Origin of the sequence: Enterococcus plantarum (assembly GCF_001730295.1) — a bacterium.
GTDB lineage: Bacteria > Bacillota > Bacilli > Lactobacillales > Enterococcaceae > Enterococcus_L > Enterococcus_L plantarum.
The window spans coordinates 111,967-127,872 of sequence record NZ_MIKA01000050.1 but is presented as its reverse complement, the minus strand read 5'-3'; the positions used below and the strand labels follow the sequence as shown (position 1 = coordinate 127,872).

The 15,906-nt window shown below is 35.3% G+C and carries 14 protein-coding genes; 7 read left to right on the top strand and 7 right to left on the bottom strand.

The window, feature by feature from the left end:
* Positions 1–640: 640 nt before the first annotated feature.
* Positions 641–985, bottom strand: a complete 345-nt coding sequence (locus BCR22_RS14745; protein ID WP_069655638.1) for a hypothetical protein — start codon at positions 983–985, stop codon at positions 641–643.
* A gap of 399 nt (positions 986–1,384) precedes the next feature.
* Between BCR22_RS14745 and BCR22_RS14740 the strand changes: the two genes are divergently transcribed.
* The 3 genes from BCR22_RS14740 to citG all read left to right on the top strand — a co-directional run bounded on the left by BCR22_RS14740 (position 1,385) and on the right by citG (position 4,434).
* On the top strand, positions 1,385–2,728 hold the full coding sequence (locus tag BCR22_RS14740; RefSeq protein WP_069655637.1) for a CitMHS family transporter: 1,344 nt from the start codon (positions 1,385–1,387) through the stop codon (positions 2,726–2,728).
* Positions 2,729–2,858: 130 nt separating this feature from the next.
* Complete coding sequence (locus BCR22_RS14735) at positions 2,859–3,563, top strand: GntR family transcriptional regulator (protein ID WP_069655636.1); 705 nt, start codon at positions 2,859–2,861, stop codon at positions 3,561–3,563.
* Complete coding sequence (citG, locus tag BCR22_RS14730; RefSeq protein WP_069655635.1) at positions 3,547–4,434, top strand: triphosphoribosyl-dephospho-CoA synthase CitG; 888 nt, start codon at positions 3,547–3,549, stop codon at positions 4,432–4,434. The genes BCR22_RS14735 and citG overlap by 17 nt, the downstream gene beginning before the upstream one ends.
* Before the next feature lie 165 nt (positions 4,435–4,599).
* Here citG and BCR22_RS14725 read toward each other — a convergent pair whose 3' ends face one another.
* Positions 4,600–5,328 (bottom strand): response regulator transcription factor, encoded by a 729-nt coding sequence (locus tag BCR22_RS14725; protein ID WP_069655634.1) that lies wholly within the window; start codon positions 5,326–5,328, stop codon positions 4,600–4,602.
* Between the two features lie 110 nt (positions 5,329–5,438).
* Here BCR22_RS14725 and BCR22_RS14720 point away from each other — a divergent pair, with 110 nt between their 5' ends.
* Both BCR22_RS14720 and BCR22_RS14715 read left to right on the top strand, forming a co-directional pair.
* Positions 5,439–7,289 (top strand): ATP-binding protein, encoded by a 1,851-nt coding sequence (locus tag BCR22_RS14720; RefSeq protein ID WP_069655633.1) that lies wholly within the window; start codon positions 5,439–5,441, stop codon positions 7,287–7,289.
* Between the two features lie 207 nt (positions 7,290–7,496).
* A complete protein-coding gene (locus tag BCR22_RS14715) occupies positions 7,497–8,711 on the top strand; it encodes a YdcF family protein (RefSeq protein ID WP_069655632.1) in 1,215 nt (404 codons plus the stop codon).
* Positions 8,712–8,844: 133 nt separating this feature from the next.
* On the opposite strand, the gene BCR22_RS14710 is transcribed toward BCR22_RS14715, so the two are convergent.
* On the bottom strand, positions 8,845–9,186 hold the full coding sequence (locus tag BCR22_RS14710) for a hypothetical protein (RefSeq protein WP_069655631.1): 342 nt from the start codon (positions 9,184–9,186) through the stop codon (positions 8,845–8,847).
* Positions 9,183–10,481: a Y-family DNA polymerase gene (locus tag BCR22_RS14705; protein ID WP_069655630.1), complete on the bottom strand. Its 1,299-nt coding sequence runs from the start codon at positions 10,479–10,481 to the stop codon at positions 9,183–9,185. Before BCR22_RS14705 ends, BCR22_RS14710 begins: the two co-directional genes overlap by 4 nt.
* Positions 10,482–10,680: 199 nt before the next feature.
* On the opposite strand from BCR22_RS14705, the gene BCR22_RS14700 reads away from it, so the two are divergent.
* Positions 10,681–11,727, top strand: coding sequence for an AI-2E family transporter (locus tag BCR22_RS14700; protein WP_069655629.1), 1,047 nt, complete (start codon positions 10,681–10,683; stop codon positions 11,725–11,727).
* A gap of 281 nt (positions 11,728–12,008) precedes the next feature.
* Here BCR22_RS14700 and BCR22_RS14695 read toward each other — a convergent pair whose 3' ends face one another.
* Both BCR22_RS14695 and BCR22_RS14690 read right to left on the bottom strand, forming a co-directional pair.
* The gene (locus BCR22_RS14695; protein WP_069655628.1) at positions 12,009–12,527 is read right to left on the bottom strand and encodes a DUF5067 domain-containing protein; all 519 of its coding nucleotides are present in this window, start codon (positions 12,525–12,527) and stop codon (positions 12,009–12,011) included.
* Positions 12,528–12,679: 152 nt separating this feature from the next.
* The gene (locus tag BCR22_RS14690) at positions 12,680–13,906 is read right to left on the bottom strand and encodes a serine/threonine protein kinase (RefSeq protein ID WP_069655627.1); all 1,227 of its coding nucleotides are present in this window, start codon (positions 13,904–13,906) and stop codon (positions 12,680–12,682) included.
* Between the two features lie 121 nt (positions 13,907–14,027).
* Here BCR22_RS14690 and BCR22_RS14685 point away from each other — a divergent pair, with 121 nt between their 5' ends.
* Positions 14,028–14,456 carry a helix-turn-helix domain-containing protein gene (locus BCR22_RS14685; RefSeq protein WP_069655626.1) on the top strand — a complete coding sequence of 143 codons (429 nt, stop codon included), beginning with the start codon at positions 14,028–14,030 and terminating at the stop codon, positions 14,454–14,456.
* Between the two features lie 67 nt (positions 14,457–14,523).
* On the opposite strand, the gene nhaC is transcribed toward BCR22_RS14685, so the two are convergent.
* Complete coding sequence (gene nhaC / locus BCR22_RS14680) at positions 14,524–15,897, bottom strand: Na+/H+ antiporter NhaC (RefSeq protein ID WP_069655625.1); 1,374 nt, start codon at positions 15,895–15,897, stop codon at positions 14,524–14,526.
* Between the last annotated feature and the right edge of the window lie 9 nt (positions 15,898–15,906).

Here is a 15,906-nt window from a genome sequence, read left to right as displayed (position 1 = left end):
AACTAGATAACACAAAAGTATAATGGGCTCGTCCAGCTCTGACTGAAAAATAGGAAAAATTGACTGTGATGCTTTTTGTCACATTCAATTTTTATCTTTTTTCCGAAGAGCTAGCCCGTGGAACTAGATAACACAAAAGTATAATGGGCTCGTCCAGCTCTGACTGAAAAATAGGAAAAATTGACTGTGATGCTTTTTGTCACATTCAATTTTTATCTTTTTTCCGAAGAGCTAGCCCGTGGAACTAGATAACACAAAAGTATAATGGGCTCGTCCAGCTCTGACTGAAAAATAGGAAAAATTGACTGTGATGCTTTTTGTCACATTCAATTTTTATCTTTTTTCCGAAGAGCTAGCCCGTGGAACTAGATAACACAAAAGTATAATGGGCTCGTCCAGCTCTGACTGAAAAATAGGAAAAATTGACTACGATGCTTTTTGTCACATTCAATTTTTATCTTTTTTCCGAAGAGCTAGCCCGTGGAACTAGATAACACAAAAGTATAATGGGCTCGTCCAGCTCTGACTGAAAAATAGGAAAAATTGACTACGATGCTTTTTGTCACATTCAATTTTTATCTTTTTTCCGAAGAGCTAGCCCGTGGAACTAGATAACACATCTGCAACAAGGTTTCTTTTGCTAAATAATGAAAAACGAAACAGCCTTTTTTTCTTTAATAGACTGAATAACAAACTGACTCTCTGCGTGATCAGCTGATGCAATGCTAGTAGCGATCACAGAGACTAGCTGTGCTTCTGGATTTCTTTTTGAAATTCGTTTAACGATGAACGTACTTTCTGGACGATCTCCTGCAGCTATTGCTGTAGCAATCAATGAAACAACTTGATGTTCTTCACTTTCTACTGGAATATATCCTGCAATTTCTTGCCACTCATTTTTTTCTTCTCTAATAGGTGAAAGTGGCGTTTCCTCTATTTTTGTTTCTGTTATCTCTTTATTAAACAGTCGTTCAAATAGCCCCATGAACTCACATCCTTTCTGTTTATGGATTCATTATAGGTAAAAACGATTACAATAAAATGAAATCATTGAGCTAAAATTGTTCTTTCACTGTTCCTCTTTAGTAAAAAACGACTAAAACTCATAAAAACATTGATATATCAACGTTTACAAGCATTTAATATTTTATTAACATCTTGTTAACATCTCTTTAAGAAACCGCTCTCATTTGTGTTTTTTTGGTGTTCTTTTTCTGCTTGGCTTCTGTTTATCTCCACTTGCTTAGATTAAACTTAGCATTGTTAACGAAACAAGAAAGGGCTTTCTAATTTTTCCTTACTGTTATTTTTCTGTAGACCCAACATCACAAAGAGACGCCCGATTGTTTCGGAAAACGAATTTAGTGTTGAAGGAGAGAAAAAAATGTTATTAACTGTTTTGTCTTATGTGATGATCATCGTCTTCATGTTTGTCATCATGAAAAAGAAAATGTCACCGTTTACAGCTTTGGTTTTGATTCCACTGATTTTTGCTTTGATTGCAATGTTTGCAGGAGTTTCTAAGAAGGGCTCTATTGGAGACTTTGTTATGGAAGGAATCAAAACAACATCCACTACGGGTATTATGTTATTGTTTGCCATTCTTTATTTTTCAATTATGTTGGATGCTGGGTTATTTGACCCAATCACGAAAAAAATGATTCATATTGCTAAAGGCGATCCAATGAAAGTGTTGATCGCAACGGCCGTTGTTGCGGCAGCTGTTTCACTTAACGGAGATGGAACCACGACTACCTTGATTTGCTGTTCTGCTTTTATTCCTATCTATAAAAAATTAGATATGAAATTGATGAACTTAGGTGTTTTGGTTATTTTGCAAAACACGATCATGAATTTACTTCCTTGGGGCGGGCCAACAGCTCGTGCGATGAGCGTATTGAATGTAGGTGCTGAAATTTTGGCTTATCTCATTCCTGGAATGATCATTGCATTGCTTTATGTAATCTTCATCGTGGCACCTTCTATGGGCCGAAAAGAACGTGCTCGTCTTGGAATCAAACAGCTAACAGATGAAGAAATCGATGCAATGACCACTGTGACAGACGAAGAAACATTAGCAATTCGTCGTCCTAAGATTTGGTTATTCAATGCTATTTTAACGATTGCATTGATTGCGTTGCTTGTTACAGATTCATTTGTTGGTCTTGGTTTACCACCATTATTATTATTCTTGACTGGTACTGTTGTAGCGTTGATGGTCAACTATCCAGTTTTAAAAGATCAATCTAAACGGATCGGTGCAAACGGTGGCGATGCTGTTCAAGTCGTTATCTTGGTTTTTGCCGCGGGCGTCTTCATGGGTCTTTTCCAAGGGACTGGCATGGCAGATGCATTAGCTCAAAGTTTTACAAAAATCATTCCAAATCAATTAGCTGGTTTCTGGGGCTTAGTAATCGCAGTAATTTCAGCTCCTGGTACCTTCTTTATCTCGAATGATGGGTTTTATTTCGGTGTCTTACCTGTCTTAGCAGAAGCAGGACGCGCATATGGCTTTACTGATATGCAAATGGCGTTGGCTTCATTGATGGGACAAGCATTCCACTTGTTAAGTCCATTGGTCGCTTTCATTTACTTGTTACTTCGTTTAACTGGTTTAGATATGGGACAATGGCAAAAAGAAGCAGCTAAATGGGCATTAGGAATCTTCGTTATCTTTGTAGTAACGATTGTTTTGACTGGCCATATGCCTCTTTATATTCCACAATAGCCATTCTTATTTACTGAAAATCGCATATTTTATAAAAAGAATTGTGCGATTTTCTGATCTTTTTCTTAGCACTATAGAATAAAAATAGTTAATTATTTTTCTACTATTAATTCAGAAGAGGAGTAATCAGATGAGTTCACTATCAGAAGCAGTCGGAAAAAATTTAGATTTAAGCATAAACGAACCTTTAAAAGAACTTGTTTACAAAGCATTTAGAAAAACAATTATTCTTGGCGAAATTCCAGCCGGGCAACGAATCAATGAAAAAGAATTTTCTGAAGTGATGAATATTAGTCGGACCCCTATTCGCTATGCTTTACAAAAGCTTGTGGAAGAAGGACTTGTTGATTATGTTCGTGGTGTGGGTATTATCGTTCGAGGAATTTCACTCAATGATGCCAACGAAATTTATGCTATAAGAAAATCGTTGGATGTCTTAGCAACAATCACAGCGATGAAAGAAATGTCAGCTGAGGATTTCGATGAATTGAAAGAGTTGCTCGAAGACACAGAACGATTTAATGAAGCCGATGAAATTGATCAGGTATTACAAAAATTTTCTGATTTCAATGAATTGATTTATGAAAAAAGTAAAATGCTACGGTTAAAATCAATCGTTATGAAATTACGTGAATACCTCGTTTATTTTCGAGATATCTCGATCCGTTCTAAAGATCGACGAGACAAGGCTTTGAAAGAGCATTGGTTGATTTATAACTGTATGATAAACCACGAAGAAGAGCAATTGAAATTATTAATTACAGAGCATTTAGATTATTCTCAAACTTTTATTCTCAAAGAAATGGAAAAACATTTAAATGAAAGAACAACATAAAAAGACTACCCCAAAAGTAATTGGCGAATTTGCTTTACAAGCTTTATTATATGAAGCTGCCTTATATCCTAAACCAGGCCTGGTCGATCCTACAAGCTGTGGTGCACATGTAGATATGAATTATTTTACTTTTATTGATAGTAGCGCTGCCCTTGATCCCTATCTTAGTGAGTATGTCCATTTAGGAACTACTCATGACGGGACGCCTTTACAATTATTTGAAAAAGTTCGGACACTCGGGCAACAAGCTGAATTGGCTATGCTGAGTCAAACCAATGGCGTCAATACCCATAAAGGAGCTAATTTTTCTTTCGCTTTACTTTTGAGTGCAACGGGAAAAATAATACATGATCAACAACTTAAAATCCCTTTTTCAAAAGAAGATACGTCAACCGTTTTCAATTATGTAAAGCAAATGACACAAGGATTACTTTCAAAAGATTTTAGTGGTTTAGCTAAAAAACAACAATTAAGTTATGGTGAAAAATTGTATTTAGAACACGGAATCGTTGGGATTAGGGGCGAAGCGGAATTAGGATATCCTACACTTAAAAATAAAACCTTACCTTTTTTAAGACAGCATCAAACTAGTGATCTACGCCTCCTATTCCTACTACTGTTACTTGATTTAATGAGCACGACTGAAGATTCTAATGTCATTAATCGCGGTGGGATCATAGCTTGGCAAAAGGTCAAAAAGCAAGCGACTGAATTGTTAGAGATGTTTTCCTTAAATTGCTCAGTGAAAGATCTCGAAGAGGCGATGATTCTGTTTGATCAACAGCTGATCAGTGAAAATCTTAGCCCTGGCGGATCAGCTGATTTATTAGCACTAAGTTTCTTTTTTGGTCGGTTAGAAGGGTTATTTTAAGGGTTACATAGTATCAATCACAAACGAAACAGAGATATAACTCTACGAGTCATACCTCTGTCTCAAGGAATCCGAATAGACGTTGGGAGCAGAAGTACATCCTCTTATTTCTCGGAGTGAAACACTTCTTTCTCAAAGTCATTTTATAAATAGAGTGTCCTAAAGCTACGCATTTGCACCAGACTCTTTCCCTTCTGGATTAAAAAGATAGCCGATGCCCCAAACAGTTTGTAAGTATCTCGGTTTTTTGGGGTCATCTTCGATTTTATTTCTTAAGTAATTAATATATACGGTGATCAAATTTTTATCCAACTCTCCATCGCTCCAAACACTAGCATATATCTGTTCTTTACTAAACACTTGATAAGGATTTTCCATGAAAAATAAAATCATCATGATTTCTTTAGAAGTCATATTTACAATTTCACCATTTTTACTAAATTGATATTGATTTTTATCAAATGAAAAAATTCCATCTCGCAGCATCGTTTCTTCATGTTGCTGACTTAATGTCAATAACTGTTCTGTTCGGTTTAATATATTAACGACTTGGGCTCGTAAAACATTCGGTGCAAATGGTTTAGAAAGATACACATCCCCTCCAGATTCTAGACCACTGATAATATCTTGCTCGCTTTTTTTCCCACTAACAAATATAATCGGTGTCAAAGGTTGACGTTCTCGAATCAGCTGAGCCAAATGATACCCATCATTTTCATGTTCTAAACTTACATCTAAGAGAAATAATTGAAACGTCACTCGGTTCATGATATCTAATGTTTTCTCAATCGTATCACTTTGATAGACCAACAATCCCGTCGACTGAAGCGACTTCCAAATCAACCGGCGAATTGCAGGATCATCATCTACCACTAAAATTTTTTCGTTACGCAACGTACACACCTCATTATTGTTTTTACATTATCTATACAATAGCGGAATTATCTTTACATTTCAACATGAACTTGTTAAGTTGCGAACAAATGTTAAAAGGAGCTAGACCAATGAAACGAACGAATAGAATTGTGAACATCATGATAGCCGCAATGATCGTCTTTATTGTTGTGTCAGTTTTCTTTGCAATTCGCGGGTTTTCCGTCATTCGCAAAACAACTACCGCCAGTGGACAAGATTTTTTATTGCAATCGACAGAATATGTTGGAAAAGTGATACAACTTTCTATGAAAAATCGACACCAAGCACTCAATTATCTGGCTATTGATGGGAACTTAAAGAACAGTGATACCCCTGCAACTTATCTCGAAAATAGCTCTTCTTCTTTGAATACATTTTTTGAATCATTAAATGATGAAGCAGATGCACTTTTTTACATGAAACCAGATGGAACACCTCTATACGCATTTCACTGGGATTCTAAAAACAAACAAGTATCAATTGCTGACCTTCAAACCATTCGCCCATTTATTAGCCATGATCTATCTTTAAAACAGCTTTTGGCTAAACCAACCGCACAAAATGGGGACTCTTATTTTATCAATAAAAAAGCGTATGTTAATTTTTATCAGGAAATTAAAACTTCTTCTGGCGATATCGATGGTTATTTGATTTTACCGCTAAAATTAGAGGCTTTCTATAAGAATTTTCTACAAGATTTTGAAGTAGGGTATAAAGGCTACCCGATGATCAAAGATCAATCAATGACAGTTGTCATGCATCCAGTAAAGGAGCAAGTCGGCTTAGATATTATCAAAGACCGAGAAAAAATTTACCCTGACTTTGATTATTCTGATTTAAAACGCTTGGAAAAATATCAGCTCAATCATCCTTCCGGAAAATTGACCTACAACTCTTATTGGTGGGATGAAGACATACCTAGAGAAGTCTTGAAAATCAGCGCATTTCAATGGATCGATGTTGGCCTTGCACATTGGGTCGTTGCAATCAACGCGGATTATAATGAACGAAATGACGCTATCCTTAATTTTGTGATCGCTTTATCTTTTCTTTTAGTCCTATTATTACTATTGATCATTATTTGCTCGCTTTTTATTCATAATTTCAGAAAAAAAGAAACGATTGAAGCAGAAAATCGGCAACTGATCGAAAAACAAAAACAACAAAAAATTCAACATCAACTTGAATTAGAATTATATCAACGAAATAAAATGGAAACAGTTGGTTTACTAACGACCTCGATCGTCCATGATATGAATAATTTTTTAACACCAATCATCGGCAACACCCAATTGTTACTAGAAGAACATAGCGATGATCCAGTATTAGAGGCTGATTTAGAAGAAATTTTACATTCTGCTCAAAAAGGAAAACAACTTTCGTCAAATGTCCTACGCTTTTCTAAAACTCAAAAAAGTGTTCAGGAATGGATCGATATCTCAGCGGCTATTGGTGTAGCTACTCATTTGATTGGAGAAATTATTCCAAAAAAAGTTCAACTGACCCTATCTATTCAAGAAAATTTGGGAACCACGAAATTAGAAGAAATCGATTTGCAGAATTTGATCTATAATTTGATCACAAATGCCTATCAAGCAACAAAAGAAAACCTAAACAAACCGCAAAAGATTCAAATCGTTGTTGCCCCAGCTTCAAAAGAATTAACGGATTTCTTAAAAGCTGATAATCACCGAATGAATCATGTTGACACATTTGTTACATTAGAAATCTCAGATAATGGTTCTGGAATCCCAGCAACGTTAAGAGAAAAAATATTTGAACCCTTCTTCACAACGAAATCTGCTGATGAAGGTACTGGTCTTGGTTTGTTTGCAGTGACTTCAATCGTTGCAAAATATGAATGGCATCTCTCATTAGAGTCAACAGAAGGCGCTGGAACTAGTTTTTTTGTCACGTTTCCCGTCTGCTCTTGCAAATAATTGGACTAAAAACCGCACAATACTGAACATGTATTCTGCGGTTTTTAGCCTCCAGTAAGCGTGTTAACACTCACTTGCTATAGTATATTGAACGTTATTCATTTGGATGTCCTCATTTCTGAGTAGTATAAAATAAACGTTATAGTATTTTTTTCACTCATTTTTCGTTATACTAATAAGGAAATCATTCATTGAAGGAGTTCTACTATGGGGAATTATTTTAGTATTATCATTGGTATTGTTTATCTTATTGGCATGTTCACGATTCCAAAGTGGCGTCAGCAAAAGCTGAACAAGGATTGGAAATTTTATGAATTGCTTTGGTTTTCGATTTGTTTTATCGTCTATGTCATTTATTTGGAAGCACAGCTTCACACTTATTATTTTTTGATTCCCTCAAGCTTTTTACTTCTTTTTCTTTTCAGTTATTTTAAAGAAAAACGTAGATTGATAAACGGATTATTGTTCAATTTATTTCTACTCATTGGCATGACTTATTTGGGTGTCTTACTTGTTAGAACATACAATCCATTATTGATTATTTTGGCGGGAATCACAGGTATTGCCTTATTAGTGCTTCTCTTGATTGGCCTTTATGCGTTGCTTGTTTTCTTGTATTGGAATGCAATTGTTGTTATGCGGAAAGAAGGTCATTCTTTAGCCAATTTGTTGACATTGCTTTTAGCCATTGGCTTAACAGCCTTCCTGATTTTCAATCATTATTCAACACGAATTTTACCGCAGTGGGCCTCATTACTCTTTGGGATTTTACCACTAACTATGTTTTATTTTTCTATCGTTTTTTATAATTTTCTAACGATTTCCGTCATTTATCAATTCAATCAGCCTAAATATACTCAAGATTACATCATTGTTTTAGGTTCAGGTTTGATTGATGGGAAAACGGTACCGCCCCTATTAGGGAAACGAATCGAAAAAGCCATTCAATTTTATAAAGCTCAATCCAGCGCTACTTTAAATCCACCTAAACTTGTTATGTCCGGGGGCAAAGGGGACGATGAGCATATCGCTGAAAGTCTTGCAATGAAACATTATGCTCTTGAAAAAGGAATTCCAGAAGAAGATATTTTAGTTGAAACAAATTCAAAAAATACTTTAGAAAATATGAAATTTTCTAAAGAAATCATCGAAACAGATTTTGGGGGAACAGACTTCCATGCCCTCTTCACTACTAATAATTTCCATCTGTTTCGTGCAGGTCTTTTTGCAAAAATGGCCAATCTAAAAGCAGACGGAATTGGCGCGAAAACAGCCTTTTACTTTTTGCCAAATGCTTTTTTAAGAGAATTCATTGCAATCGTAATGATGCATAAACGGCGCCACTTAATTATATGTGGTTTGATTGCTTTAATGATGATCCTTTCAGCATTAGCTCAATTTTTTCTGGTCTCTCATTACTAAAAATTGAACTGGTGCTGAGATAGATGCGTTTAATTCCGAGAAATAAGAAGGGATTGCTTCTGCTCCAACTAGTTATTCGCATTTAGGGTGTGATACAAAAGTGATTTTTTCTTTTGTATCACATCCGTTTTTTTTAACGAAACTGAACATGACGGATCTCGTCATAGCCAATCTTGTGACCATCCACATAAATACCTAACTCATCATGTCCTTGAATCATCCCGACAATATCCGCTCCATAATTCCCTTCACAATCTAATTCTTCTTTTTGAATCATCACTTCAACTTGATTTTGAAAAGCCTGAGCTAATACCGCATCAATTTCTATCCAACTCATTTGAGTTTTCTTTTTTGTTGGCTGTCTCTTTTTCTCTTTTTCAATCATCGCAGTATGTTCAGACAAGTAAAAACCGGCCCATTTTTTCATTTTACGATCTTGATATTGCTCAAAATAATAATCCCGTTCCTTGCTCATTGCAAGCCCTCCATTCCTCCAGCATGTCCACCGACTAATGATGCTCTTGAAATTGCTGTACCACCAGACGATACTGAACTTGCATGGACTAAAGAAACGTAGCCAAAACGTTGACGGATTTCATCAATCAATTGATCTAGTTTTTGTTCTTTCATCTGCTCATCTGGTTCATGAAATAAATCTAATTGTACATAAGTATTATAATTCAGTTTGGAATAGGTAATTCCAATATGTCGTACTTCCTCTCCATGCCAATTCTGTCTGAAAATCATCAAACAATAGTCAATCAACACCTTACTACTATTCGTTAGAGGCACTTTCATTTGCCTTGAAAAACCTGCCCCACCAGACTTAGAGGCTCGTGAAAAACCGACAGATAGATGGACACACTCCGTCTGACACTGAGCTTTTCTAAGTCTTGCCGCTACTTGTTCTGCCATTTCTCGAATCACGACTTCGATTTCGTCTTGTCTTAAATAATCCCGCATCAAGATCTGAGAATTATTATACGATCGTTCTTCTGGTATATATTTTTCAGATAAACGGCTTCGATCGATACCATGAGCATGGGCATACAGCTGTTCCCCAATAATCCCTAAATTTCGTTTTAAACTCGTCAAATCTGCATGGGCCAGATCATAAATAGAACGGATACCTAAATTATTTAATCGTTTCACTAATCGTTGACCGATTCCCCACATCTCAGACATCGGTTCAATTGTCCAAATTTTTTCAGCTACATCTTCATAATGCCATTTAGCTAAGCGCTCCTTATTATGCTTGGCATCAATATCCATCGCTAATTTAGCTAATAATGGATTGTCGCCAATACCGACCGTGATTGCTAGTCCTGTCTCTTTCTTGATTCTTTGCTGAATAATCTTAGCTAGTTCTATCGGTGTTTGACCAAATAATTTCCAGCTTGCCGTTACATCTAAAAAGGATTCATCGATTGAATAAATATGTAAATCTTCCTCTGCTACATATTCTTTGTAGATATTATTGATTTTCATGTTTTCCTTGATATACTCATTCATTCGTGGCGGAACAATCACTAATTCTGGGTGATCTGGTACATCATATTTACGTGTTACATTGGTGATACCAAGAACTTTCTTCGCCTTTGGAGAAGAAGCTAGAACGATCCCCCCGCTATTTTCAGCATGACTCATCACGACTAGCATTTTTTCAAGCGGATCAAATCCTCTCGCAACGCATTCAACTGAAGCGTAAAAAGATTTTACATCTATACAAAAAATCACTCTTCTAGGCTCTTTTTCATAATCAAAAAACATAGCATTCCTCTCCTTGTTTTATTCCATACCCAATTATACGAACATGCGTTCTTTTTGTAAAGGGGAACATCTTTTTAAATTTGTATATGAGAAATAAATTTTTTTTAGAATTATAGATAAAACTGCTATCTTAAAATGAGAAAAAGCATTATAGTTATCTTATATAGAATTAAGTTACTGATTAAAAGGAGTGAAGTCTGTGTCGATTTATGAAAAATTTATTCAAAACGAGCGGTTAAGACGTTTTTTTGTTTTAGCTGTTGTTATTTTTGTCCTATTTTTAGCTAGAAGTATGATCACAATGATTTTATTAACATTCATTTTTACGTTTTTAGTACTTCATTTCGTGAAATTTGTTCAGCATTTTTTTAAGATTCCATCATTGATACTCGTTTTAGCCACCTATTCTTTGATTGTTTTCTTAATTTATCTGGCCATTACAAAATATGTACCTGTTCTTATTCATCAAACTGCTCAAATGTATAATTCAGTTGTTCATTTTTATCAAAATCCGGGAGATGATCACAATCAGTTGTTGATGATCATTGATGATTATCTAGAAAAATCGAATTTAATGTCTCAAATCCAAAATGGCGCAAGTGTGATTTTACGTTATATTCAAGACATCGGTTCGCTTGGATTGTCCTTTGTTCTTTCATTCATCCTAAGTTTCTTTTTCATGATCGAGAAAAAACAGATGACAGAATTTTCTAAGTTGTTTTTGAAAAGTGATTTTGACTGGTTCTTTCAAGATATTTATTTCTTTGCTGATAAATTTGTAAATACCTTTGGCGTGGTAATGGAAGCTCAATTTTTTATTGCTGTTGTGAATACCAGTATTACAACGATTTGCTTGGCTTTGATCGGGTTTCATCAATTACCAAGTTTAGCAATCATGATTTTTATCTTGAGTTTGATCCCCGTCGCAGGAGTCATCATCTCCTGTATTCCATTGAGTTTTATCGCTTATTCAGAAGGTGGAATCAATGATGTCATTTATATTTTAATTGTGATTATCGTCGTCCATTTATTTGAGTCTTATGTGTTGAATCCTAAATTTATGTCTAGTAAAACAGATTTACCAATTTTTTATACATTCGTTATTTTACTGATCAGTGAACGGCTATTTGGCGTTTGGGGACTCATCGTTGGTATCCCGATTTTCACTTTCTTTTTAGATATTTTAAAGGTTAAACCAATTCATTCTGTTACTGAAAAAATACAACACGATCCAGAAAATAATTGATAAAAAAGAACGTGAATGTTTGAATTTTCTCCAGACATTCACGTTCTTGTGGTTTTGGCTGTTTTCGTATTTGGAAAATCCGTCAGGCAGTAAAGACTAATTGATTTCGGACCAAATAACTATATCTTAACAGCTACCTGATCAATACCCCAATACACGGCCATATATAAGGAAAATCAATTTTCCTTTGCTCCCTTTGAAGCTAAAAACTAGTTCTTCTTTACTCCAAGAAAAAAACTAGCTGTACCACCTTTTACAACAATTTTATAGTAAATCTCGTTTTACTGTAGAACAAACTCTTTTGTCAATTTCACTTTATCACTGAATAATTTCGTTGCCTCAACAGATACTGGCGTTGACATGTCTGCTAATTTATATGGCACTTTCAAATTCAATGTGGCTCTTGGTTGAATTTCAGTCATTGAATCTACGTACCCTTCTTCTCCCATAATTGCTGAGTCTAATGCAATACCATTTTGAAAAGCTTTTGTTGAGATTGAGGTTAAAAACATCGCATTTTTATCGCTATTGTTCGTAAATTCATAATCGATTACAGCGACATCTTCTCCATTGTAGTCTTTGGCAAAGGTCAAGTCTTTGATCACGACATGATAATCACCTAGATCACCAGCATCTGTTGCAGCTGATTCTACTTCTGATTCTTGGCTTTTTGCAACGGTACTTGTTGTTGTTTCTTTTTTTGCTTTTACTTCTTCTTTAGAATCTGACCCCATATTGGCTAAAATACCGCCTACTATTAAAACGCCGACCCCTATCAAAACAATTTTCTTCACATTCATTTTGCTGTCTCCTTTGTTATTTAGTCCGTTAATACACCTTGATATTACCCAATAAACCAAAAACAATCTTATGCATTTTGCATAATCTAATACAAAAAAACTTATTCTGTCATACGAATAGTCATGATTCGTAGTAGAATAAGCCTGTTTTATTAATTAAAATACTGGTATATAAATGAATTAAGCTCTAACCCCGCTTTTGTAAACACAAGCCAAAATAAAAATAATACCCCATATCCTAAATAATGATACAACTTATTTTCAGAAGAAAACAACGGTAACTTTCTTTGATAATCTAAAAAATTAGTGAATAAGACCGCCGGAAATCCAAAAATCAGAAGATAATCAAACAATTCTCTCATCTTCAAACTACCTGTAGGTTGATCCATTACATTTCCTGCTATCCCAATAAACAAAATACTATACCATACGATGGCAATTGCTCTTTTCCAGATTGTTTCCGTTCTAAAACCTGGGATATACTTCCTAAAAAAACGAGCAACGGCTTCTGTCAGAGGATTTTTTATGCGAACAAACTGCCTCACGTGTTTGTTTGTGGACCATCTAGCGGTAATTAATCTAGTAGTGGTAGACATTTTTGTTGGTTTGTTTTCATAAGTAACCGCTTTGGGTTTGCTTTGTTTGGCTGCAACTATCCGCCGTGACAGTTGCTGTCTAAGAGCCAGATGCATTTCTAAAGCAGACTGATAACGTTCTGCTGGTTCCAGTTTTGTAGCTTTACGAATGATTCCTCTCAGTGCATGATCTTCTGTCAAATACTTTTTGGGGTACTCTTGTACTGAGCAAATATTCATCACAACTCCTAATGAATATAGATCACTGCGTTCATCAGATTCTGCAAAACCAAACTGTTCTGGTGAAGCAAAACCCATTGTGCCTAACTGGACCGTATCATTTTCTTTCCCTCCGTCAACAGCCCGAACTGCATCAAAATCAATCAATTTTACATTTCCCTCATTTGTCATCATAATATTCCCAGGTTTTACATCTCGATGGACTAACCCTTTCTTATGCAAGGCACCTAATGCCTCTAAGATAGACATTGCAATCGTTATAATTTGATTTGTTTCTAACCTTTCAGATGTTTGAATCACTTCAGTCAACGTTTTCCCTTGAACAAATTCTTCATACAACCACAGCTTTCCTTCTTGAACAATCAGCTCTTGAATTTTAGGTAAATGAGCATGTTTGATTTTTTGAAGTGTGAGTAGATGCTCTTCTAAATATAATGGATAGCACTTTTTCACAAAAAATTCTTTAGTGTCCTTCTTCCGAACAAGAATGGGTCCATTGGTTTTATCTGTTAAAGGTTCTATTTCTTTATAGCAAAGAGCTGGCTCACTTTTGATGTTTTCCATGATTACACTCCATTGATTTGATTTACTTTTTAATTATAGCAAATAAATAGTTGTAATAGGATTTATCTTTGTTAAAATCGATGTATAGTATAATTTAGTTCAACTATAGGGGAGAACAAATATGCATGAAAAAGATACAGACAAATTGCTGCACTCACTCAAACAAGCCGAAGATTTTCAAACGGTTTTATCCGAAACACGCCAATATGTCATTGATCAAAACCTAAAAAACTATTTAGCTTATTGGTTACATGAGAAAAAACGCTCAAAAAGTGTTGTACTAAAAAAGGCTGGGATTACTGAGGCAACTGGCTACCAATACTTTGATGGTAAACGGAATCCCTCCAGAGAAAAAGTCATTGCCTTGACGATCGGCTTGGAATTAACTTTGGAAGAAACCAATGAACTGATGAAAAAAACTGGCTATGCTCAACTTTATCCGAAACATCCTTGGGACGCTGTCGTTATTTACGGTATTTCACATGGACTAGCTATTCCAGAAATCGATGATTATCTGTATAATGAAGGTCTTAAAACATTTGGTGAATAATTGCGTTTATCCGCATACAAACATGAGAATGGGATGCAATGCCGTGAATCCCAACCTCATGTTTGTTTTATTCTGCTTTAGTTTTCTTTTTGTCAATAATCGTGACTAAAAATGACACTACCGGTAATATATAACAGAATACCGCATATGACAGATAGTCTATTGTGCCAATCCCTAATGTTGCTGAAATAAAGACACCACTTACGCCCCATGGAATCAGTGGGTTAACTACTGATCCTGCATCATTCAAACTTCTAGACAGCATAGACAACGGAATTTTCTTCTCTTTAAATTTAGCAATAAATGATTTTCCTGGTAAAATGATTGACAGATATTGTTCCCCGATCAGCACATTGATTCCGATTGAACTCATCATTGTAACAAAAATCAGCTTTTGACGGTTATTAATCGCTGTTTCAAACTGATAAAGCAAACAATCAATAATTTCCATTTTTACTAATAGTCCACCCAAAGCTAAGGCTAAAATAATCAAAGATACTGACCACATCATACTTTGGATACCACCTCTAGAAAGTAATTCATCAACTTGTGTATTGCCAGTATGAGACACAAAACCATTTTGGATTATCTCTGCTGTATCGATAAATGAAAAATGAGCATTCGTAAAGAACATCAAACTCAATGATGTAAAAATACTCAACAGTAATGTAGGAATTGCCGGAATTTTCTTCCACGCACAAACAAATAAAATTGCCAATGGAATTAACTCAACAAAAGAAATCGTAAAATGATTATCTAGTATAGTTACAATATCGTGAACGCTTGTATTATCCAAAGCCCCATCATAGTGTAATCCCATGACTAAAAAATAACCGAACGAAAGCACAGCTGCTGGAATTGCTGTTTTATATGTATTTTTCAAATGGTCAAATAAATCGACTTCTGAAATCGCCGCTGCTAAGTTCACTGTGTCTGAAAGTGGCGAAATCGAATTTCCTAAAAATGCACCTGAAACAATGGCACCTGTTGTCAATGCAGGATCGACTCCAATCAAGCCACCCATTCCTAAAAATGCAATCCCAATCGTTGAAATCGTAGTGAAAGAGCTTCCGACTGCACCACCTACGATACCGCAAATAATAAAAATAGTTGGAACAAAATAGTTCACCGACAAAAAAGAAAAGCCTAAAACCATGATGGTTGGAATCGTTCCTGCCGCAATCCAAACGCTAATCAACGCGCCGATTAGAATAAAAATCAACATGGGGATGATACCTGAAGATACCCCATCGACTAATGCACCATGAATGAAATCCCAAGAATACTTTTTATACACCGCAAATAAGAGCAAGTAACCAATCCCACTCAAAATAGCTACATGAGCAGGAATACCAAACCCAATAATACTAGTTCTGATCATCAATAATAGTGTAATCAATAAAAAAACAGCTTCATTAAAATTTACTTGATATTTTTTCATACAGTGTTC